Consider the following 26,296-nt stretch of genomic DNA (forward strand, 5'->3'; position numbering starts at 1 on the left):
AACTTAATTATAAGTTTCTAGGATTGTCTTCAGCAAAATCGCCCTCATCTTCAACAACAGGTTCATCTTTAGGTAAACCATCCTCCAGCCGGCTTGGGCGCAGTACATAATAAACACCCAATAACGCAACTAATAACGATATAATATAAAATGAACCCGGAAGAAAAACAGCCAGGCTTTTATCCATAGGGAATACTTTGGTTAGCTGGGTAAACACAGTTTCGCGTATGCCCGCGCCGCCAACACTTATAGGTATTATAGTAGCTAATGCAGATACTAAAAACGATAATAAATAAGGAGAATATTTTCCATCAAAATTTTGCCCTAATAAAATGAAAATTATGGTTAATACCTGCAAGCCCTGTACCAGTATAGCCTTTGCATGACCTGCAAAAAAGTAGCGGGTATATTCTCTGAAAAACATGTATGCAACAAAATAATATATACCTGATGCTGCAACAAATATGCCTAACGGTATACTAATCTGAACATCTATCTGCGGTATAAAAAATATAAGTGCTACGGTTATTAAACCAATGGCCCAAAGGCCGCTAAGCCTATCAAACATTATGGCCCAAAAAACTTTTTTAGCGGGCAGTTTATAGCTTTTATTAAGCATATATATTTTATAACCATCGCCTCCTATACCGCCCGGAAGCAAAAAATTATAAAACAAACCTAAAAGGTATAATCTAAAATTAAAGCGTGAATCGAGTTTTAAATTGATGGATTTAAAAAAACTCTGTAACCGCCACGATGAAACCACTATTGAAAGAAAAAAGCAAATTAATCCGCCAAACATCCACCAATAATTGGCGTTTAACAACCTGTTCTTTACATCAGTTATAGGTACATGTTTATAAACAAAATAAAGCAGTACAGTAGTTACGGCAATTTTTAAAAGTGTTTTGGTAATGTTCCAAAGTCGGCCTTTTAACGTTTTGGGCGCTGGTGGTTCGGCAATTTCTGTCATTGGGTGCAAAGCTAATAAAAAGTTAATTAGCGTATATGTTAAGTAATTACTTTAAACATACGTATGTAAGTAATGCGCATTTAACTAACGGTAATCATTAAAAAACAATATTTTTGCACAAAATTTTGAGTAATGGGTAAAGCAAATGTAGGTATAGTGCAAATGAGTTGCACTGCTGATAAGCAGCAAAATTTACAAAAAGCAATTAGCAAAGTGCGCGAAGCGGCCCAAAAGGGTGCGCAGATAGTTTGCCTTCAGGAGCTTTTTACATCTCTTTATTTTTGCGATGTAGAAGATTATGAAAATTTCAAATTAGCCGAGGCTATTCCCGGGCCATCAACGGATGAATTGTCAAAATTAGCCGCCGAGTTAAACATAGTTATCATTGCTTCGTTATTTGAAAAGCGCGCGCAAGGGGTATATCATAATACTACCGCCGTTATAGATGCGGATGGCAAATATTTAGGCAAATACCGCAAAATGCATATACCGGACGATCCGGGTTTTTATGAAAAATTTTATTTTACTCCCGGCGATCTGGGCTATAAGGTATTTAAAACCAAATATGCCACTATAGGTGTATTAATTTGCTGGGACCAATGGTACCCGGAGGCTGCGCGTATAACAGCCCTAATGGGGGCCGAAATTTTATTTTATCCAACCGCTATTGGCTGGGCAACCACACAGGACGAAGCTACTAACGTTGAACAATACAACGCGTGGCAAACCATCCAACGATCACACGCGGTTGCTAATGGCGTGCATGTAGTTAGTGTGAACCGCGTAGGCGAAGAGGCAGGTGTGAAATTTTGGGGAGGATCATTTTTTGCCAATCCGTTTGGTGCTATTATACATCAAACATCTTACAATGATGAAGAAGTTATTGTTCAGGAACTGGATCTGGATAAATCAGACTATTATCGCAGTCACTGGCCATTTTTACGCGACAGGAGGATTGACTCATACCAGCCCATCACTAAAAGACTACTTGATAACGACTAATTTAAATGTCATTGCGAGGAACGAAGCAAAGACTAAGTATATTAACTATGAATAATTTCCCAGCTTCTCAAGGTTTCTTCTTCCCCGCCGAATGGCACCCGCATACAGCCACCTGGCTAAGTTGGCCACATAAGGAAGAATCATGGCCGGGAAAGTTGGTTACCATATACCCTAAATACTGTGAGTTTATAAAAGCGATTACAGAGGGTGAGTTGGTACGGATCAGCGTTAAAAACGAACAAATGGCCGCCTTTGCTAAACAGCAACTGCAATTGGTTGATGCTGATTTAAGCAAGATTGAATTTTATCCTTTTGAAACCAATGATGCCTGGTGCCGCGATCATGGCCCGGCGTTTTTGATAAATAATGAAACCCGCCAAAAAGTAATTGTAGACTGGGGTTATAATGCCTGGGGGGGTAAATATCCGCCATTTGATCTGGATGATGTGATCCCAACCAAAATTGGAAAGGCTTTAAATTTACCTGTTTATCATCCGGGTATTGTTATGGAAGGCGGCTCGGTTGATTTTAATGGTAATGGCACTATTTTAACTACTACCGCATGCCTGCTTAATAAAAACCGTAACCCGCATCTCAACCAACAGCAGATAGAAGAATACCTGCACAATTACTATGGGGCGCAGCAAGTGCTTTGGCTGGGCGATGGCATAGTTGGTGATGATACCGATGGGCATATTGATGATATTACCCGCTTTGTAAGCGAAGATACTGTTGTTACGGTAGTTGAAGAGAATAGGAATGATGAGAATTACCATATCCTGCAAGAAAATCTCAATGAGCTAAAAGCTATGCGCTTACTAAATGGTAAACAGCTGGATATTATTGAATTACCCATGCCTGATGCGGTTATTTATGATGGGCAGCGACTGCCGGCATCATACGCTAATTTTTATATTGGTAATGCCGCGGTTGTAGTGCCTACCTATCGCTGTAATAATGACGAAAAGGCTTTGGAAATACTGCAAGGTTGTTTCCCCGAGCGTAAGGTTATCGGCATTGATTCTACAGATATTATTTGGGGTTTGGGCAGCTTTCATTGCCTTAGCCAGCAGGAGTCCGAAGTGTAAACTTTTTCACCGCCAAAATACCCTTGTTTACCGAGTTATTTTAATATATAACCAATTTTAGTTTTTGGTTACTATATTGGTACTTTACTTTTGAATAAGATTTAAAAATAAGACCATGAGTGACGATATAAAATATACAACAGATAACCGAAGGGGCAGGAGCGTAGCCGGTGCTATATTATTGGTAGTAGGATTACTGCTATTAGTAAAACAATTTGATTTTTTCTTTTTTCCGGGCTGGATAACAGACTGGCCCATGATTTTAATAGTATTGGGCCTATATATTGGTGCCAAACATAATTTCCGTAAATCCTCGTGGGCAATACTGATGACTGTTGGCATAGCCTTTTTGTTAGATGATGCTTTACCGGGTAACATACATGTAGCATGGCCCATAATTGTAATAGGATTTGGCTTATGGATGATACTTAGGCGCAACACAAAAACTAAGTTTAATAAATGGGATCAATATAGTTATTACAGGGAAGACAAATGGGATTGGCAAGGGTATAAAAATCCCGCCGAACCGGTGGTTGATTATACAGTACCCCCAACCGAGTCATCATCAACACCGCCGCCGCCAAGTGTTGAGGAAAATTCGTATACCCACCGCAATGAGGCTGATTACCTGGATGCGGTATCAGTTTTTGGCGGAGTAAAAAAGACCATTCTTTCCAAAGATTTTAAAGGCGGCGATATTGTAAACATATTTGGAGGTGTTGAGCTTGATTTTACACAGGCTGATATAAATGGTTCTGTTAGTATTGATATTACACAGTTTTTTGGGGGCATTAAAATAATAGTGCCGGCCAACTGGAAAGTGGTGTCTGATCTTGCAGCCGTATTTGCCAGTGTTGATGATAAAAGGATGAGAACCGCTGCACTAAATGCCGAGAGCGATAAAGTTTTGGTACTTAAAGGTGTTTCATTTTTTGCAGGCGTAGACATTAGGAGCTATTAAGAACCCCATCTTTAATAAATTAAAACCAATATACTTTGGCTGTTCAATCATTTACATTTTCAAAGTTGCGCTGGGCATTTGTAGTATGCGGGGTGGTTTGGGCCGCCCTGCAAACCTACATAATTCACAGTTTTGGATTTTTGTGGTATACCGCCATAATTGATGGGGGAGTAAGTGCCTTGTTACTTGCTGCCGCCTGTTGGTTAATAAATAATAATTTACGTTATTACCAGCCGGGCAAAGGCAGCTACATTAATATATTAATATGGTGTGGTGCACTTGCTGCTATTTGCATGGCAGGCAGCCGATGGATATTGCCATTTATAAATCCTGATGCAACATATATAAACTTTGTAAGTCAATCGCTTATTATACGTTTGTTTACCAACTTTTTAGCTATTGGCTGGATGGCTATGATAAGTATGATATGGTATGGCCAGCTTGACCAAAAGGAAAATGAGAAGCGTAAAAGCGAAGCTGAAAAGCTGGCCCGCGATGCTGAATTGTATAATCTGAGGCAGCAACTGCAGCCGCATTTTCTATTTAATAGCTTAAACTCCATTAACGCACTTATAGGGTTTAAGCCCGATGAGGCTCGTAAAATGATACACCAGCTTTCTGATTTTTTGCGAGGTACCTTACGTAAGGACGACCAGCAGCAAGTTACTTTGAACGAAGAACTTACGCACCTTAACCTTTACCTGGATATAGAGAAGGTACGATTCGGTCATCGCCTTAAAACAGAAATAAGTTGTGATGAAAACTGCGGAACAGCTATTTTACCCGCTATGATGCTACAGCCATTGGTTGAAAATGCTATTAAGTTTGGTTTATATGATACTACCGAAGACGTTGTAGTGAGCATACGCAGCGAAATGGAAGGCACTTACCTGCAAATAATGGTACAAAACCCATATGACCCTCAAACATCGCGGCCACGGCAAGGTACCGGATTTGGTTTGCGAGGGGTACAGCGACGTTTGTATTTGCTTTTCGCCCGTAATGATTTGATGGAAACCCACGCAAATGATAATATATTTACAACCATAATTAAAATACCACAGCTATGAAACGAGCCTTAATTATAGACGACGAGCCTTTAGCTCGTATGGTTGTGCAGGAATATATACAACAATTTAGCAGCCAGATAGAAGTATTGCAGGAATGTAACGATGGCTTTGAGGGGTTAAAAGCCATACAGCAACATCAGCCTGATATTATATTTCTGGATGTGCAAATGCCTAAAATAAACGGTTTTGAAATGCTGGAACTGGTTGACAAGCAACCGGCGGTAATATTTACCACAGCTTTTGACGAATATGCCATTAAAGCTTTTGAGGCTCATGCGGTTGACTACCTTTTAAAGCCTTTTAGCAAGGAGCGTTTTAACAAAGCTATTGAAAAGTTTTTGGCCCAGGTCGATACAACTACACCAAAGCAAACCGAACAGTTATTAGAAACCGCGGCAACACAATCGCCGGCGCAGCATGAGCGTATTGTGGTAAAAACGGGTACCAAAGTTAAAATTATCCCCGTTGCTGACGTGCAATACCTGCAGGCTGATGATGATTATGTAAGCGTGTTTACCCAAGAAGGTTCATACCTTAAAAATAAAACCATGAGCTTTTTTGAGCAAACGCTTGATCCGCGGCAGTTTGTACGGGTACATCGCAGCTATATGGTAAGCGTGCCCGAAATTACCCGTATTGACCCGTACGAAAAAGATAGCCATTTGGCTATACTCAAATCAGGTGCTAAAATACCGGTTAGTAAAACGGGATATGTTAAATTGAAACAGGTTTTGGGGATATAGGATTTAGCTACAAAAACATAGACTTACGAAGTTTCAAAAACTTCGTAAGTCTAAAGTTTCTAAAAATTACTTTCCCATCTCATCGGCGCTTGGCCCATAGCTGCCCGGGATGGGGATATTTAATAAACGTAAAAATACACCCAATTGCGCCCGGTGATGTATGGTTTGGCTAATTGCCACACGCACGGTTTCGTATTTATTTTGATTTAACAATACCTGATCGCCATTGCTTAGTACCCAGGGCTGTTGTAAAACTTCCTCAGTTGTGGCTTGTAATTGCGCACGGCCCTCAGCGTAATTTTTTTCGAAGAATGTCAATAGGTCGGTTGTATTATTAATGTCTTCGGGTTTGTACGGATTTGCGGCAAAATCAAGTCCATCTGTAGTAATGGCCATACTTACCCAGCTTGGTAATTCGGCTATATGGGTAGCCAATTGCTTTATACTCATACTTTTTGGATGTGGTTTCCAATCGTATTTGTCATTAGGCACAATGCTTAACATTTTACGGGTTGTTTGAGCTTCCTGCTCAATCTCTTTCAACAAAATTTTAATTATTGACATAATTTTAATGGTTTTAAGTTTTATTGATACAAATAAACCACGGGGCTATGACAACCCTATGTCAGCAGCGTTTTAGGGATTATAAATTTCTCCCATCATATATAATTGACCTTATCGCTTTCTCTGCTTCATTTACATTTACCGTTGATAATGGCTCATAATTTAAAGACTCAGCTGTTTTTTGCCCATCCCTAACGGCATATCGTAATAGCTTTACTAATTGTTTAGCCCTGTCTAAACTGCGGTTGCTATAATTTTGCTGTTTATAAACTATTATGCCCGTGCTACCGGTAAGCGGATAATTGCCATTGCCTGCAACAACATAACTGCCGGCTTTTATTTGCAGCGCGGCAAATGGTATTTTGTATTGAATAGCATAAGGCAAAGCAACGTATCCTATAGCACCCGGTGTAAGTTTAATTAAACCGGCAATACCCTGATTGCTTTTAACCCCGGTACCAACAGGCCATTTTGCAGGGGTGTTGCTACCCATACTTTTTACCCAATTTGCATCATCCTTAAAATATTTAATAAAAATGCTTGTGCTGCCGCTATCATCACTACGGTGTACAACCAGTATGGGGATAGCAGGCAATACCACACCCGGATTTAATTTAGCTATGCGGGCATCATTCCACCTGGTTATTTTGCCTAAATATATACCGGTCAAAACAGTAGCGTTTAATTTTAATATATATTTTACACCGGGCACATTATAAGCTATAGCAATTGTTCCTGTGGCTATAGGCACATATACAATTTGGGGGCCTAATTTTTTTATATGATCATCGGTGAGGTTTAAGTCTACTGCAGCAAAGTCAATAGTTTTTTGGCTTAGCAATGTTATACCGGCGCCCGAGCCTATAGCCTGGTAACTAACAGTTTCTTTGCTAGTACGGCTATAGTCGTCAAATATTTTTGTTAATAAGGGATACGCCAATGTGCTGCCCGCACCCACTAGGGCATTGTTTTGTGCTAAAGCAGATAGGCCTGGTAACCATATTAGTGCACTTAGTAACGCAATTCGTATAAATGTTTTCATATAAAACTAAGTTAGCAAAAAAGCCCCGCCGGTTAACGTCAGGGCTTTAGTAAAACTAAATATTGCTATTTATATTGTGTTGCTTATCGGCTATAATACTATAAAACTAAAGGTAATTACTCCTTTTCGTTATTATCAGTTTTGCCCTTTTGGCTGCTTTCGTAATGTTTTAATATTTTAGCTTCTACGTAAAATATGATCTCTTCGGCAATATTTTTTGATTGATCGCCAACGCGTTCCAGTTTACGGATAATAGACAGCATGTAAAGTGCCTCTGGCAGGCTATTAATGTCGGCTTTTATCACATCAGCTATGGTTCCCGGTGCGTTTTCGTTAATAGCATCTAATACGTCATCTCGTTTAAATATGCTGCGCGCCAATACGGTATCTTCTTTTTCAAATGCGGTGCGTGTATCCATTAATATATTAACTGCTTCTTCATACATACGTATCAATGAAGTTTTTTCTAACCCGTCTATATCAAAATTAACGGTCGATTCAACCACATATAATGCTATACCGGCGGCAATATCACCAATACGCTCTAAGTTCGTATTGATCTTTAACGCAGCTAATAAAAAACGCAAATCAACCGCAACCGGGCAATGCAACGCAAAAATGTTTTCGCAATCCCGGTCAATTTTCAATTCAAACGAGTTAACGCGCTTTTCTTTGATCAAAACCTCGCGGGCAAGGTCCTTATCAAATTGTAACATAGCTTCTTTGGCCTTGTTCAATTGCGATTGAACTAATATCCACATATTAACCAGTTCTTTTTTAAGTGCGGTTAGTTCATTTTCTAATGGTGTCATGTTTTTTCTTTTTAAAGTTATGCTAAATGTGACGGGGTAGTAATGTGTTAACCACCTCATTCCACATCATAATAAGTTAACTAAACCTACCTGTTATGTAATTTTGTGTACGCTGATCTGACGGGTTTGTAAACATCTGTTTGGTGTCATCAAACTCAACCAGTTCGCCCATGTAAAAAAAAGCTGTCCTGTCGCTCACCCGTGCAGCTTGCTGCATGTTGTGTGTAACTATTATCAGCGTATAATTGGCTTTAAGTTCATGAAACAGTGCTTCAACGCTTGATGTTGATATTGGGTCGAGTGCAGATGTTGGTTCATCAAAAAGTATCAGATCGGGTTGCATGGCAATTGCCCGTGCAATACACAAACGCTGTTGTTGCCCACCTGATAGGAAGGTGCCTTTTTTGTGTAATGAATCTTTAACTTCTTTCCATAATGCAGCGCTGGTTAATGATTTTTCGACAATTACATCCCTATCAGCTTTTGAAAGCTTGATTCCGTTTAACAAGTAACCCGCAACCACGTTTTCATAAATGCTAAGATTTGGGAAAGGGTTAGGACGTTGAAATACCATGCCTATTTTAGCGCGTACATAAATAGCATTCATATCATAAACATTCTCACCATCAAGCAATATTTTACCTGTTGAAGTTGCTCCGGGAATAAGCTCGTGCATACGATTAATACCACGCAAAAACGTTGTTTTGCCACAACCTGATGGCCCCATTACTGCTATAACTTCATTTTTGTTTATGCTGATGTTTACATCTTTTACAACGTGATTGTCACCAAAATAAGAGTTGTAATTTTCAGCTTTTACAATTGTATTTTCCATTTTCTTGTTATCACTTTAGTGACAATATTTAGTGTTAAAACAAATACTAATAATATAAAAGAGGCACCCCACGCCAAATCATGCCAGTCATCATATGGGCTTGTTGCATACGTAAATATAACGTGCGGTAAGCTTTCCATTTGGCCGGTAATTTTTAACGAGAAGTAGTTGTTGCCCAACGCGGTAAATAATAACGGTGCGGTTTCGCCAATTACGCGTGCAATAGATAGGGTAATACCAGATAATATACCGGCAAATCCGCAGGGAATAATAACCTTTAAAATTACCCGGTGATAAGGTACGCCTAATGATAATGCTGCTTCCTTTAATGAATCTGGCAGTAGCTTGAGTGTTTGCTCTGTTGACCGTATAATTATCGGTAACATCATAATAGCTAAAGCTATACTACCCGCTATTGCCGAAAACGTGCCTAACGGTTTTACAATCCAAAAGTAAACCACAATACCCACTACAATAGACGGTACGCCCTGTAAAATATCAACACATAAACCGCTGTAATAAGCTAGTTTGGTGCGTGGGTTTTCGCTAAGGTAAATGCCTGCAAAAATGCCTATAGGTATGGCAACAACCGATGCCATAAGTACCATAATAAAACTACCAGTCAAAGCGTTGCTTATACCTCCGCCGGTTTCGCCGGGAGGGGCGGGTACGTTGGTTAAAAAGTGCCAGTTAACTTGAGTAACACCCTGTTTAATGATATACAGCAAAACAATAATTAATGGTATTGTAACTGCGAAAGCAAAAAACACTACTATTCCCTTAAAGATCAAACTTTTTATATTCCTGATTCCTGTTTTTGCTTTCATATTAGTTGTTGGTAAATTTGGTAATAATCCTTTTACCAATAAGGTTTATTACAACTGTTACAAAAAATAATACTAAACCAAGCTCAATTAAAGCCGATAGGTACAGGGTATGGGCAGCCTCGGCAAACTCATTTGCAATAACGCTTGCCATAGTGTTTCCCGGTCCAAAAATTATATCCTTCAAATTATCACCCAAGGCGGTAGTATTACCTATCAGCATAGTTACAGCCATGGTTTCGCCCAAAGCTCGTCCTAATGATAACAATACACCGGCAAACAAACCGGTACGGGTATAAGGCATTATTACGTTACGTATAACTTCAAACCTTGTTGCTCCCAAAGCATAGGCGCCTTCTTTTAATGACGACGGCACCATTCTGATTAGTGTTATACCTAATGATGCGCCGTAAGGAATGATCATTACAGCCAAAACAATTGAAGCGGTAAAAACACCAACGCCGTATGGCAATATTTTCAAGCTTATCTCTAATGTGCGTATCACCGGCACCAGTACAACCAATCCCCAAAATCCATAAATAATAGACGGTATAGCTGCTATTAATTCAATGGTATTCTTTAACAGGTCAGACAGCCAGCCTTTGGGATTATACTCACCCAAATAAATAGCAATAGCGTACGAAAATGGTATAGATATAATTAAGGCTATGAATGAAGTAAGCAGTGTTCCCGCTAAAAACGGATAAGCGCCATAAATATTTTGCACCGGATCCCAAACCTTGCCCCATAAATAACCAATGCCTGATGATTTGATGGATGGCAGGGATTCAATGATAAGTGTTATAAGAAATCCAATAACAATGAGCACTAAAAAAACACTCATTACTATAAGTATCCTTTTAAAAAGGATCTCCCATTTTAATTGGCTGTTTGATAATTCTAATCTTTTATTTTCCACAAATTTTAGATTTGTTATACAAAACAATTACCAGCCCCGTTTAAAACGGAAACTGGTAGTTGTTTCAAGTCAAGATATGTTTAAGTCGAACTTATTGGGTTCTTTAACCTTTTTTCTCGAGTGTAAGTTAATTATAATATTGCTTTACCACCATAAGTAGCCGACTTTAATACAGCTTCAGCAGCTTTGACAGCCGCTTTTGAAAGTGGTGCATAGTTTAAAGGCGCGCAAAATTTTTGACCTTGATGAACATTCCACCATAGTAATTTTAACAACTTAGCAGCTTGTTCTTTAGTGCGGCCATTGTAATTTTGTTCTTTATAAATTAAAGCCCAGGTAAAGCTTGCAATAGGATAACCGGCCGGATTATCAGTATTAGTTACAGATACCTTAGTATCTGCCGGGATGGCAACATTACTTGCTAAAGTAGTGGCAGCTAAGGTTGGGTTAATAAATTTACCTGATTTGTTTTGGATAAATGCATAAGGCATTTTGTTTTGTATAGCATAAGCCAACTCAACGTAACCTATAGCACCCGGAGTTTGTTTAACTAAACCAGAAACGCCTTCGTTGCCTTTGCCACCTAAACCTGCAGGCCAGTTAGGAGCAGTTGCTTTACCTACTTTTGAAGCCCAGTCAGAATTTACTTTAGTTAAGTAATCAGTAAATATAAATGAAGTGCCACTACCGTCAGAACGGTGAATAACAACTATAGGAAGATCAGGCAATTTAACACCAGGGTTTGAGTCTGCAACTTCGCGACTGTTCCATTTGGTAACTTTTCCTAAATAAATATCAGCAAGGTCCTTGCCTGATAATTTTAAACCACCGGCAACACCCGGTACATTATAAGTAACCACAACGGCTCCAGATGTCATTGGGATATGCAGAACAGCAGAAGGACCCCCCATTTTAGCTGTTTGCTCGTCATTTAAAGGCGCATCAGAGTCGCCAAAATCTACAGTTTTAGCAGTTAACTGCGCTATACCACCGCCTGAACCGATTGATTGATAATCAACCTTTGCAGGAGTATAGTCTGCAAATATTTTTTGAAAAAGCGGGTTCACAAACGAACTGCCTGCACCCCTTACATCTTGTGCCGATGCTGATAACGCTACGCCTGATGTTGCCATAACAACAGCCGCCAACTTTAAATTTTTGATGAATTTCATATTTTTGAGTATTTAATTTATTTGAATTAATGAGTTATTATTTACCAAATGTGTAATAGAAGGTAGCTCTAACTACTAAAGTATGATCAGGGCCAACATAGCCTGTTGTTGTTGTAGCTCTTTGATCTTTATAATTAACTAACCACAAGTTGGGCGAAAAATGAATTTTTGGAACCGGTTGGAAATCTAAACCTGCGGTGTAAAAAGTCTCTTTGTATAATGTGGTATAGCTGCCGTAAGTAGTTTGAGTACTATAAGTAGGCACAGCGGAATCAAAATTAGTATAAGGGCTATAACTATCGTAACGGGCAAACCAACCCCATTTGCTATCAATTGCTCCTTTAGCCCAGATTGACAAACCTTGTGCTGTAGCATTTTCCACACCATGGGCGGCACTTACGACACCGTTTCTGAACATTTGGGTATAAGCTTCAACACCAATAGTAAATGGCTTAGTGTTATATGCTGCAAATATTTTTTGCATGCTTTGGCTTTGGCCGCCGGTAGCAAAAGTAGCCTGTCCGGTTGGCGCATAATGTGCATAGATATCTACATATAACTTTTTGTTTAGGAATTTACCCCAGATATCGCCGTAAAATATTTTGTAGAAACCATTCGCGGGGTTTGACGCTGAAGTTAAGCTTGATGTAGTGTTATTACCTATCATGAAAACGTAACCGAAGTTTTTGGTTTTAGGGTCAAAGGTGCCTTGTAATGCTGCACCAACATCATAAGAATTGTTTTTGTGGAAATCGGTAATAGTTTTTTCAATGAAGCGATAGCCCCAGGTTGCTTCTGATAGTGAATTAGGAGCGTTAGAGTTACCTGTACTTAAAGCGAAGCCAGGGGTGCTCATTTCGCCAACAACCAAATCTGTTCCGTTCCATATTTCTCTTATACGTAAGTTGAAATTTTTGATCCAGAAAGCCATTTTGCCGTCAACCAGGTTGTCGCCATTTTGGATAGCTGTAGCACCATTTACGCCGGTATTGGCATTAGGCTCAGAAGCTAATAATACTTCAGCACTGAATTTTTGGTTGATATCATAATCGTATCCTAAATACATTCGACGGAATTGAAAAGCGTTTCTATTTGAAGGTACGCCATTATACATTGTTTCAGGACCACGGTTAGCGGCATCAACATGTGGCGCAAAATACATATCGCCAAACGCATAACCCCATAATCTTCTGGTAGGTACAAAAGCAGGATCATCCTTTTTTACTTCTGCATTCTTTTTTTCTGTTACAACAGTATCAACTTTTGCTGTTTTTTTGGCAGAAACTGATGCTAATAAATTTTGCTGGGCTTTGCCGGCAAGGCCTGTAAGCATGAAAGCTATAAGTAAGGCTGTACTAAAAAGTTTTGTAAACATTTTTTTCATATCGAAATGAGATTAATAAATTTTGCTTCAAAGGTGCCTACTCAACATTATGTTAATGTTAAGAATTGATTAACATTTGATAATATTATTCAAATGTTAAGTTGCCTTTAATCACTTAACATTAACTTTTCATTATGATTAGTTAATATTTACTTAACATGCCGACTGTAATTTTAAACTTTCTAAAATTTAACATGGCCGGTATATTTAAGCACTACTTTTCTAACAGATCATTATTTTATAATCTATTTAATGAAGCTGCAAAAAACATGATTGAAATGGCCAATTTACTGCTTACTGTAGTTAATATAGAAGACGAGCGTGAGCGTGAGCCAGTATTTAAGCAACTAGATAAACTGGAAAACAATGGCGATGACATAACCCATAAAATATACCTGGCTTTAGATAAAGTGATATTTACGCCATTAAACCGAGGTGCTATACATACGCTTGCATCAGCTATTGATGATGTGTCAGACACTATACAAGAAGCTAGCGGAAGAATGTACTTGTATAATATAATTCATTTTAGTTTTGCCATGAAACAAATAGCCGCTTTAATATTAGAGGCCGCTAAAGAAATTGAAAAAGCAGTATTGATATTAAATGTGCCAAAAAGCAGGGATGAGATAATAATTTCGTGTCGTCAGATAAAGCAATATGAGCGCCATGCCGATTTAATTTACTATAAATCCGTAGCACAATTATTTGCTGATGAAAAAGATGCTATTAATTTGATAAGGTATCGCGAGATATTGGCTTCATTAGAGAATTCGGTAAATCGTTGCAAAAATGTGGCCGAGGCTTTGGAAAGTATCTCGCTAAATAATTAATCCCTATCCGGCTTGTTGTTTACCAGGCCAATTAAAATCTTTAATTTCCTTTATTTCAATTTCAAAAGCACGCATACGGGCATGCAATATGTCAACTTCGGTACGCAGCATTTGTATTTCGGTAATTAGCTTGGCAGCTTCAGGCTTATTTATCTTTTTATCACCTGTACCTAATATAAGCCATTCGGGCGAGTATTTTAGCTGGAAACATAACTTGCGAATAAGGTAATAGCTTACCTCCTGTTTTTTGTTGATAACCTTGCTTATAAAGCCTTGATCTACGCCAATAGCACCAGCAAGCGCCAATTGTCCGCCGTGCTCCTTTACAATTATCTTTAACCGTTTTACTAATGCTTCGTCAGACATTTGGTTACAATAATAAACAAAGTACCCACAAAAAATAAATAAATTAATGATTATGCTTTTTATGAATATCCTTAACCAAACATAACTTCTTAATATCAGCTATTTTTATAACAAAAGGAGCATATTTAAGCTTGTCGCCAATCATTTCAGTAGTATTATCAGAATGAGCTATTACCTCATCGGGATTATCGCCCGCTAAAAGTCTTTTATACATGCGATAGTCGCCCCATTCAATATAATAAACCTCGCCAGGCAAAATTTTCTTATCATTTATAACTTTTAAAGCCACCCAGCACCCATTCTCTAAATATGGATACATAGAGTGCCCCCAAACGGGCAATGCAAAATCACAATCCTCAATACCCGGAAAGTTCATACGGCCAACAGCATGTGTATCGTTTATATCATTATAAACTTCAACACCCGAAGCCGTAGCCGTAATTTCATACATAGGTATACCGGGTTCGGCAACCATAGAAATTACCGGCTCATGCTCATACTGTTTATGCCGGGGGGCTTCAATATAGTCCTTATAAAGCAACTTAAACAACTTGAATTTTTCTGGATCGATATTTTGGCGACTTTTAATGATCTCGGTAATTGAACTGGCAGAATTAAAGCCCAATACATCAGCTAACTGTGCATTGCCGTTGAAAGCACGTCCTTTAAGTTGATTATATAGTATAATAAACTCCAGCGTTTCAGGACGAATGGTTTTAATTTTACCCGGATTTGTAGCCTCTTCCATAAATAAAAATATATTTTAAAGAAATTTCTTTATTAAATAAAGATTTTTCTTTATATTTGTATTGTTCATTTTACTAAACTACTAATAGTTTATATAAAAGCAAGTACAGAAGTTAAAGAAATAATAAAAATAAAGGTAACAACATGCATCTCGTTTATAACGCAATAAAAACCCGATCTAACCAAAAGAAAAAAAATAGCGAAAGTCAAAAAAAATACGATGCCTACGTAGCAGTATGCAACAAATACAAACACGATATAGTTGCTATACAAAAATATATACCAGACTGGCAACCATTGTTTGGTTATTAAAACCTATCATAAAATACATCAAATCAAAACATCATGATAAAGCTCTCACAAAAACTAAAAGACCAAATTTGGTGGATGATCATATCGGTAGATTATGATTATAGCCGGATAACAATTGCAGACCATGAAATAAACGACGGTACATTAACCCTATGGCTTGAAGATAAGCAGGACTTTAAAAACTCATTAGAAGAATGCCTGCAATTAGATATACCAGCCAGGGAATTTGCCAAGGTAATTAGAAATGAAAACCTGAACAGTTATGAAGGAACCAAAATACACCCAAAAAAGAATTTTATATATAAAACACGCATTGAAATAAATGAACCAGTACGATGGTATCAGGAAGACGCCTCAATAACGGAACAACAATGGGCAAGGGACGCATTGGTACGATCAATACTAACACAACTAATAGAAACAGAAGTTGCTGAAATTAGTGCTTGGTAACTATGCCAATAGGCATTAATTACATAATTTGGCGAATAAAAAAGCCGGTAAAAACCGGCTGATGAATTAAAATAAATTAATTTCTTCTGAATCCGCCTTTGGAGCCACCATTAAAGCCTGGTCCTTTATCTTCGGCAATGTTCACTGTTATTCGCTTACCGTAATAGCTTGCGCCATTCATGCACCTAATTGCTTCTTTAGCTTCACTATCATTAACCATTTCAACAAACCCGAAACCCTTGCTTTCTTTTGTCTCGCGATCTTTAATTATTCTAAGAGATTTTACCGGTCCAAAATCGCCAAAAACTGCTGTTAATTCATCTTCGCTCACTTCAGCAGGGAGCCCTGCAATAAATACCTTCATCAATATAATAAAATTTGAGCAAAGGTACTAAAAAAAGACGGTTTTGGATAGGTTTGTCTAAGTCAAATAAAGACACTGAAGATTATTTTACTTAAGAATTACTATTTAAAAATATGAAAGAATGCTTATTTGATTTTTAAATTGAAAATGCCGGTTACCCGGTAAAAGGGCTTGCCAGTTTTGGTTTTGTCATTTAAAAATGTAACAAAGTTTCCTTTGGCAAGGGTGCTATCTTGAGCAAAAGCACTAATTTTAATAAAGCTGCTATCCTGTAGGTTGGCATATTGGGTTAAAGCATATTGAAGATTGGCCTTATTCTTTGTTAATAAAAATTGAGTGCCAGCTACTTTGTTGTCAATATTTGTTTGGGCATAACCGGCCGAGCTTATTCCAAAGCTCATGTTATGACTTTTATTAATAGCGGTAAGGCCAAAGTATTGTTTATTATCCAAATATAAATTAACAAAAGCTATAGAGTCTTTTTGGGCGTCAAAAGTATAAGTGGAATCATCAATTGTAACACTAAGCGTTCCTGATGAAGCTAAAAAATTGCCCGGCCCCGAAACCATAGCAAGCAAGGCCGGGTTTGTTGCAGCGGGCAGGGTAGGCACATCCTTTATGTTTTGGTCCTTTTGGCAGGATACAATTATAATTGATAATAATGCTATAAAAAAGATGTAACGAATTTTATCCATGGTAGCCATTGAATTATTCTAAAATACGCATTAATAATGTTAATAGTTGCTAAAGCAATATAATTTTAACATTATTTAACCCAGTAATAACATACGAGCAGTACTTTCTTACTAAAAAAGTTGGTAATTAACTTTTGGTTTTTAATAATAATCGGTATATTTGTATATATTATATGCCGAATGGCATTTAATTCATAATGAAAAATAATTATCCTAAATTTTTATTAAAGAGCCGTTTAACGGACCTGATAGAGGCCTATTTTAGCCGGGTTGAAAGTTATCAACCGGAAGGGAAAGCAACTAGAGGTAGTAAAACTCCAATTGGAATATCCGCGGAAAATGAAAGTAAAGAGGCACACGGCCCGGCAACTATTGCCGGTTTAGCATTTTACTTAGGCTTTAACAGCAGGGAGCAATTTGAAAGCTACGAAAGCAATGGAAAGTTTGCCGCATGCATTAAACGTGCTTGCCTGCGCATTGAGGAGGTTTATGAAAAAAAATTGCATCAACAATCATCAGGGGTGATTTTTGCCTTAAAAACCTTAGGCTGGAACGAAAAAAGTGAAACTAAGAAATCCACCGATGCTATTGCCAAAACAATGCGTGTAGTAATTGTTGAAACAAGTTCTAAGCCCGCTGCCAACGAAAAAAGTGTTGATATTTAATACAACTCATTACTTGTTTACCACATAACCTATCGGGTTTATATCACATTTAATAATGATAAATGATCATGAAGCTTCGGTTTTGTTTAGGCTAAACTATGCATCAAAAGCACAAATAGTTATTAATCAGGGGGGCACCAGCTCGGGTAAAACCTATGCTATTGAACAAGTGCTTTTTTGCCTGGCGGCCCAAAGGGAAAAACAAATAATAACAATAGTAGGTCAGGATATACCTAACCTTAAAGCCGGGGCATTGAGAGATGCGTTAAGTATTTATAATAACTCGGGCCAGTTACAGGCTTTAGTTAAGGCTTACAATAAAACAGACAGGGTATTTGAATTTAATAACGGAACTATAATTGAATTTAAGAGCTATGCCAACGCTCAGGATGCCAAATCGGGCAAAAGGGATTATTTATTTATTAATGAAGCAAACGGTATAGAATGGCCAGTTTATACAGAATTGGCTTTACGTACAAAACAAAGAGTTTTCATTGATTATAATCCGTCAAGATTATTAAAAATAACCAAATCAGGGAAAAACAATATATAGCCAAAATAAAGGAGCTCGAAATAGCGCTTAAACAAGCCGAAGACATGTTAAATAAACTTAAAATTCAATTAAAATATGGGAATCATGAAGTTAATTAAATATTGGGTCCATACCCAACGAGAGTACTTACTTATAATAGCAGCCATCTTATTGTTTTTTCTATCCCCATCTGTTTTTAGGATGATAGACCCGACTGCAGGGGTGTATGATATAGGCGTATTACAAAACAATATTACCGCTATTGTAAGCCTGCTAATATTTGAGGTAGTGGCCTGGAAAATTTTATGCTTTATATGGCCGGCCATACACCGCTATTTTGATAAACACTTTGTAACCGACTTTAACAAACTATTGCCATGGCAAAAAATTTCAGCATCATTAGCCCTTTACTGTTTTTTAGTATTCTGCCTGGTTATGCTCAGCAAATCAATATCAGGTTAAAAGTAGCGCACACGTATGTTTCACAAATTGGAGTAAGGGAGCTTACCGGGCATAATGATGGCAAATCGGTTGAAATGTTTTTGCGTTATTGTGGCCTGTCGAAAGGCGAGCCCTGGTGTGCTGCATTTGTATGCTGGTCATTGGGTCAAAATAGAATACCTAATCCGCAAAGTGGTTACTGCCCAGATCTATTTACTTTAAAAAATATTATATGGAAGCGCACTCAAAAAAACACTATCCAGCCTTTGCCATCAGATATTTTCGGATTATACTTTCCTGAAAAAGGCAGAATTGCGCATGTTGGCTTTATTGAAAAGTGGGCCTCAACTACAGTTACAACTGTAGAAGGTAATACAAATCAAGCCGGTAGCCGGGAAGGCGATGGAGTATACAGGAAAATAAGGTTAACCAGGCAGATATATGCCGTAACGAGGTTTATAAAATGAAACGATATTTAATTGTCATGGCGACCGTGACTTTGTTTATAAGCTGTAAAGGCAGAAAGGTATTGAGCACTAAAATTGATAGTGCAGCAATATTTACATATGGTAAATTAAGCCATAAAAGTGAAAGCTACGTTGATTCAACAAATATTAAAAACCAAAAGAATATAATTACTAATGATAGCAGTGAGGTAAAAATTGTGATTATACCAGTGCCTGATAGGAAGATAACAGTTGATAAAGATGGCAACTTTATTGGTGAAGCATCCATAGTTAAAGTAGTAGGTAAAAAGCATTCTTTAACACAACAGTCTGAACTAGACGATGAGCGGAGGGGGATAAATGATAATAAGACTGTCAATAACGTTTCTACAAAAAAACAGGAAGTATCGGTTAGCAAAAAAATAAAAGCTATAGAAGCCAAGCCAAATTATAGTTGGATTTGGTGGGTTAGTGGTTTATTTGTGATTGTAGTTATAGTATATAGATTATACAAAAAGTGCCTTTAGGCTGATATAGTCTATTCCCTGTGCCCGGAACGAGATTCGAACTCGTACATTCTTGCGAATGCCACCCCCTCAAGATGGTGCGTCTACCAGTTTCGCCACCCGGGCTATATATTAAAAAATAAGGTGAGTTTAAGTTATAATAACTACTCACCTTATTAATATTTGGCGTGCCCGAAGAGAGACTCGAACTCTCAAGAGACAATTCTCAACGGCTTCTGAGACCGCAACGTTTACCAATTTCGCCATCCGGGCATACAGAGCTGCAAATATAATTCTTTAATTTAATAATAAAATTTACTATTTTAAATAGCTGTATTTGGGTATAATAAAATATATTTTGTTGGATATTAAGTGCTTATAGTATACTGTTAAATAAAATAAAATAAGCCTTGCACAAATAGGTCAATAGCCCTATATTTGCACCACTTTAATCAGAAGCATTAAAGATTCCGTAGCTCAGCTGGTAGAGCATAACACTTTTAATGTTGGGGTCCTGGGTTCGAATCCCAGCGGGATCACAGAGACGTGAAAAATCATCGCTGATTTGCAGGGGAGTTTCTTGAAAAAGAGACTCCTTTTTTTGTTTTTATGCAATGTTAAAGCTAAAAACACCCATCCGGGCCTACATCGAAACGATCTCTTTTAAAAATTCCAATTCAAATTAAAGCAATGTCATGCAAAGTAATAGGTACCCTTTTCGGTACCCCATTCCTTTTTCCGAAAATAGGGTACCGAATTGAAACGCGTACGCTTTAGGTTTAGTTGTATCAGTTTGATTTTCAGTTCAAAGAACCAACGTAAACTTAAAAACTAGAGCATGAAAATTAATGAAGAATTGTCGATCTTATTCTGGTTAAAACGAGGGAAAAGCACCAAAGACGGACAGGTACCGATATACGTCCGTATCACCATCAACGGCAACCGGGACGGCTTTGCGTCCGGAAAGAAAATCGATCCTCAATTTTGGGACGAAGACAATGCCGTGGCGGAGAAAGCCTGCCCCGACCACAAGGCTATTAACAGTTACATTACGAAAGTCAAAGCCGACCTCGAAAGATGCTATAACCAGGTCGCCGCCACGCAAAAAAAGATAACCGCAGCCATGGTCAAAGAGGCCTACCTGCCCAAAGCCACGATACAGAAAACCCTTAACGCCGCCTTCGAGCTGCACAACCAGGAATTTTCCGGCCGGGTCAAAAAAGGAAAAGCAAGCGCCGGAACCCTGGCACGCTACGAACGGCTGCCCAAAAAATGCCAGGCCTTTATGAAAAGCAAGTATAAAGTGAATGATATCGCGCTGGAAGAGATCCAGCTCGGCTTCGCCGTCAACTTTTATCACTTCCTGATCATGGACGATATCGGTGAGAACGCTGCCATGAAATACGTCAAGACCTTAAAGCAGGTCATCGACCGTGCTGTTAAAGAAGGCTGGATCAAATATAACACTATCGCACACTTCAAATGCACCTATGATGCGCCCGAACGGGAATACCTCGAAATGGCGGAGATCATGAATTTGTATAACAAAGGCCTTCCATTAAAACGGCTGGAAGAAGTCAGGGATGTCTATATATTTTGCTGTTTCACCGGCTTCGCTTATGAAACCTGCTATAACTTACAGCCGGACAATATTTTCAACGGTATGGACGGCAAACCATGGATATCCAAAGACCGCCAAAAAACCGGGGTGATGGAAACGGTGCCGTTAATGCCCATCCCGCTGGCCATCATCGAAAAATATGCCCGTCACCCTTATTGTGTGGAAAATAATAAGTTACTGCCGGTCAACAGCAATTATCGCTATAATGCCTATCTAAAAGAACTCGCAGACATTTGCGGGATCAAAAAACACCTGACCACGCATACCGCGCGGCATACCTTTGCGACCACGGTCACCCTCGAAAACGACGTGCCGCTGGAAACCGTAGGCAAAATGCTTGGACACAAAGACCTGCGCAGCACCCAGATCTACGCGAAGATCACCAGGCGCAAACTGAGCAATAATATGCAGGCACTCCAGGACAAGTTATTCACGTCCGCCGGCCAGCTAAAAACATAGCACGCTAGCCCCCGGCATAATTTCTATTGAAACCAAACCAAACCGCCATAAATAACCCCACTGGGGTGATGCAGTTGAAATCAATTAAGCCAGGCTGCGCAACTTTGTTGACTCAACTCGTAAAACTATGGAACAACGAAAAAATTTAACCCGCGACCAACTGGTCACTGTAGGCGATCTCGCCGATATCAAAGAGCAGTTACTCCAGGAAATAAAAAGCATCCTCAAAGGTCACGGCTTGCAGCAAACCAAAAAATGGCTCAAGTCCATGGAAGTCCGGAAAATGCTCAATATATCCGCAGGGAAATTACAATACCTCCGCGACCGCGGGGAGATCCCATTTACCAAATTAGGCGGCATCACCTACTATGATGTCGACAAGATTACGCATATGATGGATCATGAATAAGCGAAAAGCCCAACGCGGCTTCGGTTACGAAATGCCACCGGACCGCCAGCTTGTTGACATCTATTTCGATCAGAAAGGCTTTGCCGCACAAGCTGCCCTATTTTATACCTATTACCGTGAGCACCATTGGCGCAGCCCACGCGGCACGCCCTTCCGCAACTGGAAAGTGCTGGCCAGCGACTGGCTATTTAACCACCAGCAAACGCAAAAACTCCGGCAACGGCTCAAAGAAAACCAACTGCAATAGTCAACTAGCAATCTAATGCCAATACGACCAATTATGGAAATGGAACACCAACAAATCGCAGCTAAAATCTACCTGATCCGCGGCATCAAAGTCATGCTGGACAGGGACCTCGCGGAAATGTACGCCGTTAAACCCATCCGCTTACGGGAACAGGTCAAACGCAACCTCGAACGTTTTCCAGGTCATTTTATGTTTCAACTGACCGAGGAAGAAGTCGCAGCTATGGTATCGCAAAATGCGATACCTTCCCGGCAACACCTGGGCGGCACCCTGCCCTATGTTTTCAGCGAGCATGGTGTGCTCATGCTCGCCAACGTCCTTAAAAGCCAGCAAGCGATCGCCATGAGCATCAAGATCATCGAGGTGTTCGTCAAATTCCGGGAAATGCTGATCACACAAAAAGACCTATTGCTCAAATTTGAACAATTGGAAAAACTGCTCATCCAGCATGACGATGATATCCAGGCGATATTTCAAACCCTGAAACAACTCATCTGGCAAAAGAACGAACCCCGGGAGCCGGTAGGCTTTAAACTGAAAGGGTAGCGGAATAGAAATCTATAAATCTATAATTATATATCATGGCCAAGATCATCACCATCGCCCATCAAAAAGGCGGCGTCGGCAAAAGCACCCTCGCCATCAACCTCGCACTATGCTTCCAGGATCAACTGTCTGTCGCAGTCGCTGACACCGATCACCAGGGCAGCCTGTATCATTTAAAGGATGAGTTACCGGGCTTAACCATTATCGGGGCGGATCAGTTCAAAGACCTCCATCAGCTCGACTATGATCTCGTTATCGTCGACACCCCGCCGTACCTGTCTGACCAGTTACCCGAACTTTTCCGGCGGTCAGACTTTGTACTCGTGCCTACTAAGGCCGGCTTTTTTGACGTCATGGCCATCCGCTCCACCTTAGCCCTGATCCACCAGGCCAAAGCCAATGCCGCCATCGTCCTGAACATGGTCAAACCCCGCACCAGCCTGACCAATGACGTGATCCAACTCTTAGCGGAAATGCAAACGCCGTTGTTAAAGACCGTGATCCACGACCGCGTCAGCATCACTCGCTCGACCCTGACCGCCGGTATCCTGAACGGCAATGACCCGAAAGCCAAAGCGGAGATCATGGCCCTTGCCGAGGAAGTTGTCAATTACATCATTCTATAATTATAGAAAACTAGCATTATGGAAAACTATAAAAATAAACTCAGCAACCTTGCTGGCAAACTCAAGCAGGAAAAACCGCAGACCCCTATCCAGCAAGTACAGCCCGTCAAAACAGCGCCGCCCAAAGAAGCCGAAGCCCAGTTCAATATCTGGCTGCCCAAAAGTCTGCTGAAAGACATCAAGAACTACGGTGTCGCCAACGACATCTCGCAAAAAGATATCGGTATTGACGCTTTAAAACGCTATCTGAAAACCCATCAAAAACCACTGACAACAGACTAAAGACCGCCCGCTTCGCAGCAGTCAGCAAGATGTACGTTTGTCATACAAACGCATCTTGCCCCGGCTCCCGGGGATGACCTGCCCAGCCGTAAAAAAGCTCCGAAGTCGCATTTTTCAAAGACAACGCATATGGAAAAGCCAGCAGAAAACCGCAGCCGCCGATTAATTATCCGCCTCAAACCGACCGAGTTTGAACTGATCGAAAAGCGTTTCAAAAAGACGTTGTTTCGTAAGCTCAGTGAATATTGCCGCAACGTACTGCTGGAAAAAACAATCACGGTCACTTACCGCGACAAAGCCATGGATGATGTGCTGGAAGAACTCATTTTATTAAGACGCGAACTCAATGCCATCGGCAATAATTTGAACCAGGCCGTCTACCAGATCAATGCCGCGCATGGCAACGCAGACATACGGTTATGGGCCAATCTGCTGGCCATCATAACCCGCCAGGTCGAACCATCCATCAGCCAGATCAAGGAACGCATGAACCAATACGCCGATATATGGTCGCAAAAATTAAGAGCGGCAAAAGCCTGAAAGGCGCGCTCAACTATAACGAGAACAAAGTGAAACAGGGTAAAGCAGCACTGATCGAAGCCGTTGGTTATTTCAAAGATTTGAAAGACCTCAATTTTTATGATAAGCTGTTACGCTTAACTGACCTGGCGCAAAGAAATGAGCGCACCAAAACCAATACCGTGCATATATCGCTGAATTTCGCTAACGGCGAAACTCCGACCACCGAAACTTTGCAAGCCATTACCCAGGACTATATGCAAGGCATTGGATTTGAAAACCAGCCTTATCTCGTTTACCGCCATAGCGACGCCGGACACCCGCATATCCATATCGTGACCACCAATATTAAGAAGAGCGGCGAACGCATCAGCTTACATTACCTCGGGCAAAACCAATCCGAGAAAGCCCGTAAGTCCATCGAGATCAAATACAATTTGATAAAAGCCGAAGAACAACAACAGCAAAAGCCGGATCTCCGGGTCGTACCGGCAGAATACGGTAAACAGGAAACCAAACGGGCCATCACCAACATCGTTAACCAGGTGGTGCGCACGTACAAGTTTACCAGCATCCCCGAACTGAATGCCGTGTTGCAGCAATATCATATTCAAGCTGACCGGGGGTCTAAGGAATCGCGTATTCAGGCATACGGTGGATTGGTCTACTGGATCACGGATAAGGAAGGCAACAAAACCGGGGTGCCCATCAAGGCCAGCAGCATCTACGGTAAACCAACGCTCAACACGCTGGCGGAAAAATTCCGGCTCAATGAAACCCTGCGCAAGCCGCTCAAAGAAAAATTAAGCATTGCCATCAGCGAAGCGCTGTCTCTGGCAACCGACCGGCAATCATTTGAACGCGCCTTAAAGAACCAAAATATCGAGGTCTTATTCCGCCGCAGCGACGATGGCCGGATTTACGGGACGACTTTCATTGATCATGAAAACAAAGCGGTATTTAACGGCAGCGACCTCGGCAAGGAATTCAGTGCCAACCCACTTAATGCAAAATTTAACAAAACCGAACCTGTTCAACAACCTGCAACCTATGAACCGGCTGAAAGCATCGATGTCCTTGATATTTTATTACAACCCGAACAGCAGGATATCGCCGCCCTGAACAAACTCAAAAAGAAACGTAAACGATTTAACTTATAAATTATGCAAACCGGAGAAAACGAACAAGCCCTCAGGAAGATCATCGACTTCACCAGGCTACTCAGCATTGCCATATTGCTCATCCACTTTTATTTATACAACTACCTCATATTTGAGCACCTGACACTGGCCCATCCAGTCGTTGACCATATCTTATTGCCGCTGTCCAAAATGGCGATCTTCAAAACCGTTTTAAACGCCAAACTCAGTGCGCTCGGCCTCCTCATCGTTTCCCTCATCGGCTCCAAAGGTAAACGGGATGACAAGATCAGGCTCAAAACGATCATTACTTACTGCATGACCGGGCTATTGATCTATTTTTTCAGTAGCTATTTGTCCGGCTGGCTATATATCGGCGCCACCGCATTCGGTTATTTGTTATTTATGACCGGGGGCGGCCTGCTGTTCCGGATGCTGAAACTCCAACTGGGCGGTGATATCTTTAACAAAGAAAATGAAACCTTCCCGCAGGAAGAACGACTATTGGAAAACGAGTACTCCATTAACCTCCCTGCCAAATATCAACTCAAAGGGCGGGAGCGGGGCAGCTGGATCAATATCATCAACCCCTTTCGCGGAACGCTGGTCGGCGGTAGCCCGGGCGCTGGTAAGTCTTATTTTGTTATAAGACATATCATCACCCAGCATATCGCCAAGGGATTCGCAATGCTCATCTATGAC

At 40.1% G+C, this 26,296-nt stretch carries 34 protein-coding genes and 3 tRNA genes; 22 read left to right on the forward strand and 15 right to left on the reverse strand.

All coding sequences use genetic code 11. From position 1 onward, the window contains the following. Nucleotides 1-7 precede the first annotated feature (7 nt). The gene (locus ABI367_RS14570; protein WP_462228497.1) at nucleotides 8-973 is read right to left on the reverse strand and encodes a lysylphosphatidylglycerol synthase transmembrane domain-containing protein; all 966 of its coding nucleotides are present in this window, start codon (nucleotides 971-973) and stop codon (nucleotides 8-10) included. A gap of 132 nt (nucleotides 974-1,105) precedes the next feature. Here ABI367_RS14570 and ABI367_RS14575 point away from each other — a divergent pair, with 132 nt between their 5' ends. The 5 genes from ABI367_RS14575 to ABI367_RS14595 all read left to right on the forward strand — a co-directional run bounded on the left by ABI367_RS14575 (nucleotide 1,106) and on the right by ABI367_RS14595 (nucleotide 5,837). Next, nucleotides 1,106-1,975: a carbon-nitrogen hydrolase gene (locus ABI367_RS14575; RefSeq protein WP_462228498.1), complete on the forward strand. Its 870-nt coding sequence runs from the start codon at nucleotides 1,106-1,108 to the stop codon at nucleotides 1,973-1,975. 47 nt (nucleotides 1,976-2,022) lie between these two features. Continuing rightward, nucleotides 2,023-3,063, forward strand: a complete 1,041-nt coding sequence (locus ABI367_RS14580) for an agmatine deiminase family protein (RefSeq protein WP_462228499.1) — start codon at nucleotides 2,023-2,025, stop codon at nucleotides 3,061-3,063. 115 nt (nucleotides 3,064-3,178) lie between these two features. Then, nucleotides 3,179-4,024 (forward strand): LiaF transmembrane domain-containing protein, encoded by an 846-nt coding sequence (locus ABI367_RS14585; RefSeq protein ID WP_462228500.1) that lies wholly within the window; start codon nucleotides 3,179-3,181, stop codon nucleotides 4,022-4,024. A 35-nt stretch (nucleotides 4,025-4,059) separates the two neighbouring features. Continuing rightward, complete coding sequence (locus ABI367_RS14590; protein WP_462228501.1) at nucleotides 4,060-5,094, forward strand: sensor histidine kinase; 1,035 nt, start codon at nucleotides 4,060-4,062, stop codon at nucleotides 5,092-5,094. After that, complete coding sequence (locus ABI367_RS14595) at nucleotides 5,091-5,837, forward strand: LytR/AlgR family response regulator transcription factor (RefSeq protein WP_462228502.1); 747 nt, start codon at nucleotides 5,091-5,093, stop codon at nucleotides 5,835-5,837. Before ABI367_RS14590 ends, ABI367_RS14595 begins: the two co-directional genes overlap by 4 nt. A 66-nt stretch (nucleotides 5,838-5,903) precedes the next feature. Here the strand turns inward: ABI367_RS14595 and ABI367_RS14600 are convergent, their stop codons facing one another. The 8 genes from ABI367_RS14600 to ABI367_RS14635 all read right to left on the reverse strand — a co-directional run bounded on the left by ABI367_RS14600 (nucleotide 5,904) and on the right by ABI367_RS14635 (nucleotide 13,389). Continuing rightward, the gene (locus ABI367_RS14600) at nucleotides 5,904-6,401 is read right to left on the reverse strand and encodes a DinB family protein (protein ID WP_462228503.1); all 498 of its coding nucleotides are present in this window, start codon (nucleotides 6,399-6,401) and stop codon (nucleotides 5,904-5,906) included. 79 nt (nucleotides 6,402-6,480) lie between these two features. Beyond that, a complete protein-coding gene (pstS, locus tag ABI367_RS14605) occupies nucleotides 6,481-7,443 on the reverse strand; it encodes a phosphate ABC transporter substrate-binding protein PstS (protein ID WP_462228504.1) in 963 nt (320 codons plus the stop codon). Between the two features lie 116 nt (nucleotides 7,444-7,559). After that, a complete protein-coding gene (gene phoU, locus ABI367_RS14610) occupies nucleotides 7,560-8,255 on the reverse strand; it encodes a phosphate signaling complex protein PhoU (protein ID WP_462228505.1) in 696 nt (231 codons plus the stop codon). 76 nt (nucleotides 8,256-8,331) lie between these two features. Beyond that, complete coding sequence (pstB, locus tag ABI367_RS14615; RefSeq protein ID WP_462228506.1) at nucleotides 8,332-9,090, reverse strand: phosphate ABC transporter ATP-binding protein PstB; 759 nt, start codon at nucleotides 9,088-9,090, stop codon at nucleotides 8,332-8,334. Further along, a complete protein-coding gene (pstA, locus tag ABI367_RS14620; protein WP_462228507.1) occupies nucleotides 9,072-9,917 on the reverse strand; it encodes a phosphate ABC transporter permease PstA in 846 nt (281 codons plus the stop codon). Before pstA ends, pstB begins: the two co-directional genes overlap by 19 nt. A 1-nt stretch (nucleotide 9,918) precedes the next feature. Then, complete coding sequence (gene pstC, locus ABI367_RS14625) at nucleotides 9,919-10,833, reverse strand: phosphate ABC transporter permease subunit PstC (RefSeq protein WP_462228508.1); 915 nt, start codon at nucleotides 10,831-10,833, stop codon at nucleotides 9,919-9,921. Between the two features lie 131 nt (nucleotides 10,834-10,964). After that, entirely contained in the window at nucleotides 10,965-12,005 is a 1,041-nt protein-coding gene (gene pstS / locus ABI367_RS14630) for a phosphate ABC transporter substrate-binding protein PstS (protein ID WP_462228509.1), read from the reverse strand. 37 nt (nucleotides 12,006-12,042) lie between these two features. Beyond that, nucleotides 12,043-13,389, reverse strand: a complete 1,347-nt coding sequence (locus ABI367_RS14635; RefSeq protein ID WP_462228510.1) for a hypothetical protein — start codon at nucleotides 13,387-13,389, stop codon at nucleotides 12,043-12,045. A 194-nt stretch (nucleotides 13,390-13,583) separates the two neighbouring features. Between ABI367_RS14635 and ABI367_RS14640 the strand changes: the two genes are divergently transcribed. Then, on the forward strand, nucleotides 13,584-14,222 hold the full coding sequence (locus ABI367_RS14640) for a DUF47 domain-containing protein (protein ID WP_462228511.1): 639 nt from the start codon (nucleotides 13,584-13,586) through the stop codon (nucleotides 14,220-14,222). Between the two features lie 3 nt (nucleotides 14,223-14,225). Here the strand turns inward: ABI367_RS14640 and ABI367_RS14645 are convergent, their stop codons facing one another. Both ABI367_RS14645 and ABI367_RS14650 read right to left on the reverse strand, forming a co-directional pair. Further along, on the reverse strand, nucleotides 14,226-14,588 hold the full coding sequence (locus ABI367_RS14645) for a hypothetical protein (protein ID WP_462228512.1): 363 nt from the start codon (nucleotides 14,586-14,588) through the stop codon (nucleotides 14,226-14,228). Between the two features lie 43 nt (nucleotides 14,589-14,631). Beyond that, the gene (locus tag ABI367_RS14650) at nucleotides 14,632-15,336 is read right to left on the reverse strand and encodes a S24 family peptidase (protein WP_462228513.1); all 705 of its coding nucleotides are present in this window, start codon (nucleotides 15,334-15,336) and stop codon (nucleotides 14,632-14,634) included. A 344-nt stretch (nucleotides 15,337-15,680) separates the two neighbouring features. Between ABI367_RS14650 and ABI367_RS14655 the strand changes: the two genes are divergently transcribed. Next, nucleotides 15,681-16,097 (forward strand): hypothetical protein, encoded by a 417-nt coding sequence (locus ABI367_RS14655; RefSeq protein ID WP_462228514.1) that lies wholly within the window; start codon nucleotides 15,681-15,683, stop codon nucleotides 16,095-16,097. Nucleotides 16,098-16,173: 76 nt separating this feature from the next. Here the strand turns inward: ABI367_RS14655 and ABI367_RS14660 are convergent, their stop codons facing one another. Continuing rightward, the gene (locus tag ABI367_RS14660; protein ID WP_462228515.1) at nucleotides 16,174-16,461 is read right to left on the reverse strand and encodes an RNA recognition motif domain-containing protein; all 288 of its coding nucleotides are present in this window, start codon (nucleotides 16,459-16,461) and stop codon (nucleotides 16,174-16,176) included. Nucleotides 16,462-16,586: 125 nt separating this feature from the next. Beyond that, nucleotides 16,587-17,156 carry a hypothetical protein gene (locus tag ABI367_RS14665; RefSeq protein ID WP_462228516.1) on the reverse strand — a complete coding sequence of 190 codons (570 nt, stop codon included), beginning with the start codon at nucleotides 17,154-17,156 and terminating at the stop codon, nucleotides 16,587-16,589. A 197-nt stretch (nucleotides 17,157-17,353) separates the two neighbouring features. Here ABI367_RS14665 and ABI367_RS14670 point away from each other — a divergent pair, with 197 nt between their 5' ends. The 5 genes from ABI367_RS14670 (at nucleotide 17,354) to ABI367_RS14690 (ending at nucleotide 19,767) form a co-directional block, all read left to right on the forward strand. Then, nucleotides 17,354-17,821, forward strand: a complete 468-nt coding sequence (locus tag ABI367_RS14670) for a terminase small subunit (RefSeq protein ID WP_462228517.1) — start codon at nucleotides 17,354-17,356, stop codon at nucleotides 17,819-17,821. Between the two features lie 55 nt (nucleotides 17,822-17,876). After that, nucleotides 17,877-18,374: a terminase large subunit domain-containing protein gene (locus ABI367_RS14675; RefSeq protein WP_462228518.1), complete on the forward strand. Its 498-nt coding sequence runs from the start codon at nucleotides 17,877-17,879 to the stop codon at nucleotides 18,372-18,374. Between the two features lie 84 nt (nucleotides 18,375-18,458). After that, on the forward strand, nucleotides 18,459-18,815 hold the full coding sequence (locus tag ABI367_RS14680) for a hypothetical protein (RefSeq protein ID WP_462228519.1): 357 nt from the start codon (nucleotides 18,459-18,461) through the stop codon (nucleotides 18,813-18,815). Further along, nucleotides 18,731-19,261, forward strand: coding sequence for a CHAP domain-containing protein (locus tag ABI367_RS14685; RefSeq protein ID WP_462228520.1), 531 nt, complete (start codon nucleotides 18,731-18,733; stop codon nucleotides 19,259-19,261). The genes ABI367_RS14680 and ABI367_RS14685 overlap by 85 nt, the downstream gene beginning before the upstream one ends. Then, nucleotides 19,258-19,767, forward strand: coding sequence for a hypothetical protein (locus ABI367_RS14690; RefSeq protein ID WP_462228521.1), 510 nt, complete (start codon nucleotides 19,258-19,260; stop codon nucleotides 19,765-19,767). Before ABI367_RS14685 ends, ABI367_RS14690 begins: the two co-directional genes overlap by 4 nt. A gap of 21 nt (nucleotides 19,768-19,788) precedes the next feature. On the opposite strand, the gene ABI367_RS14695 is transcribed toward ABI367_RS14690, so the two are convergent. Together ABI367_RS14695 and ABI367_RS14700 are read right to left on the reverse strand one after the other, a co-directional pair. After that, nucleotides 19,789-19,872 (reverse strand) — tRNA-Leu (locus ABI367_RS14695). 63 nt (nucleotides 19,873-19,935) lie between these two features. Beyond that, a tRNA-Leu gene (locus ABI367_RS14700) sits at nucleotides 19,936-20,019 on the reverse strand. 193 nt (nucleotides 20,020-20,212) lie between these two features. Between ABI367_RS14700 and ABI367_RS14705 the strand changes: the two genes are divergently transcribed. The 10 genes from ABI367_RS14705 to ABI367_RS14750 form a co-directional block, all read left to right on the forward strand. Then, a tRNA-Lys gene (locus ABI367_RS14705) sits at nucleotides 20,213-20,285 on the forward strand. Nucleotides 20,286-20,584: 299 nt separating this feature from the next. Further along, a complete protein-coding gene (locus tag ABI367_RS14710; RefSeq protein WP_462228522.1) occupies nucleotides 20,585-21,826 on the forward strand; it encodes a site-specific integrase in 1,242 nt (413 codons plus the stop codon). Nucleotides 21,827-21,953: 127 nt separating this feature from the next. Next, nucleotides 21,954-22,235: a helix-turn-helix domain-containing protein gene (locus tag ABI367_RS14715; protein ID WP_462228523.1), complete on the forward strand. Its 282-nt coding sequence runs from the start codon at nucleotides 21,954-21,956 to the stop codon at nucleotides 22,233-22,235. Next, nucleotides 22,228-22,482: a hypothetical protein gene (locus tag ABI367_RS14720; protein WP_462228524.1), complete on the forward strand. Its 255-nt coding sequence runs from the start codon at nucleotides 22,228-22,230 to the stop codon at nucleotides 22,480-22,482. Before ABI367_RS14715 ends, ABI367_RS14720 begins: the two co-directional genes overlap by 8 nt. 33 nt (nucleotides 22,483-22,515) lie before the next feature. Continuing rightward, nucleotides 22,516-23,028, forward strand: a complete 513-nt coding sequence (locus ABI367_RS14725; protein WP_462228525.1) for an ORF6N domain-containing protein — start codon at nucleotides 22,516-22,518, stop codon at nucleotides 23,026-23,028. Nucleotides 23,029-23,063: 35 nt separating this feature from the next. Further along, on the forward strand, nucleotides 23,064-23,654 hold the full coding sequence (locus tag ABI367_RS14730) for an AAA family ATPase (protein ID WP_462228526.1): 591 nt from the start codon (nucleotides 23,064-23,066) through the stop codon (nucleotides 23,652-23,654). An 18-nt stretch (nucleotides 23,655-23,672) separates the two neighbouring features. Beyond that, a complete protein-coding gene (locus ABI367_RS14735; RefSeq protein WP_462228527.1) occupies nucleotides 23,673-23,936 on the forward strand; it encodes a hypothetical protein in 264 nt (87 codons plus the stop codon). 129 nt (nucleotides 23,937-24,065) lie between these two features. Beyond that, complete coding sequence (locus ABI367_RS14740; RefSeq protein WP_462228528.1) at nucleotides 24,066-24,476, forward strand: plasmid mobilization protein; 411 nt, start codon at nucleotides 24,066-24,068, stop codon at nucleotides 24,474-24,476. After that, nucleotides 24,443-25,615 (forward strand): relaxase/mobilization nuclease domain-containing protein, encoded by a 1,173-nt coding sequence (locus ABI367_RS14745; protein ID WP_462228529.1) that lies wholly within the window; start codon nucleotides 24,443-24,445, stop codon nucleotides 25,613-25,615. The genes ABI367_RS14740 and ABI367_RS14745 overlap by 34 nt, the downstream gene beginning before the upstream one ends. Before the next feature lie 3 nt (nucleotides 25,616-25,618). Then, on the forward strand, nucleotides 25,619-26,296 hold a 678-nt coding region (locus ABI367_RS14750), incomplete at its 3' end, for a YWFCY domain-containing protein (protein ID WP_462228530.1).

It is taken from the genome of Mucilaginibacter sp., from assembly GCF_039935595.1.
In the GTDB taxonomy this organism is placed as follows: Bacteria; Bacteroidota; Bacteroidia; order Sphingobacteriales; family Sphingobacteriaceae; genus Mucilaginibacter.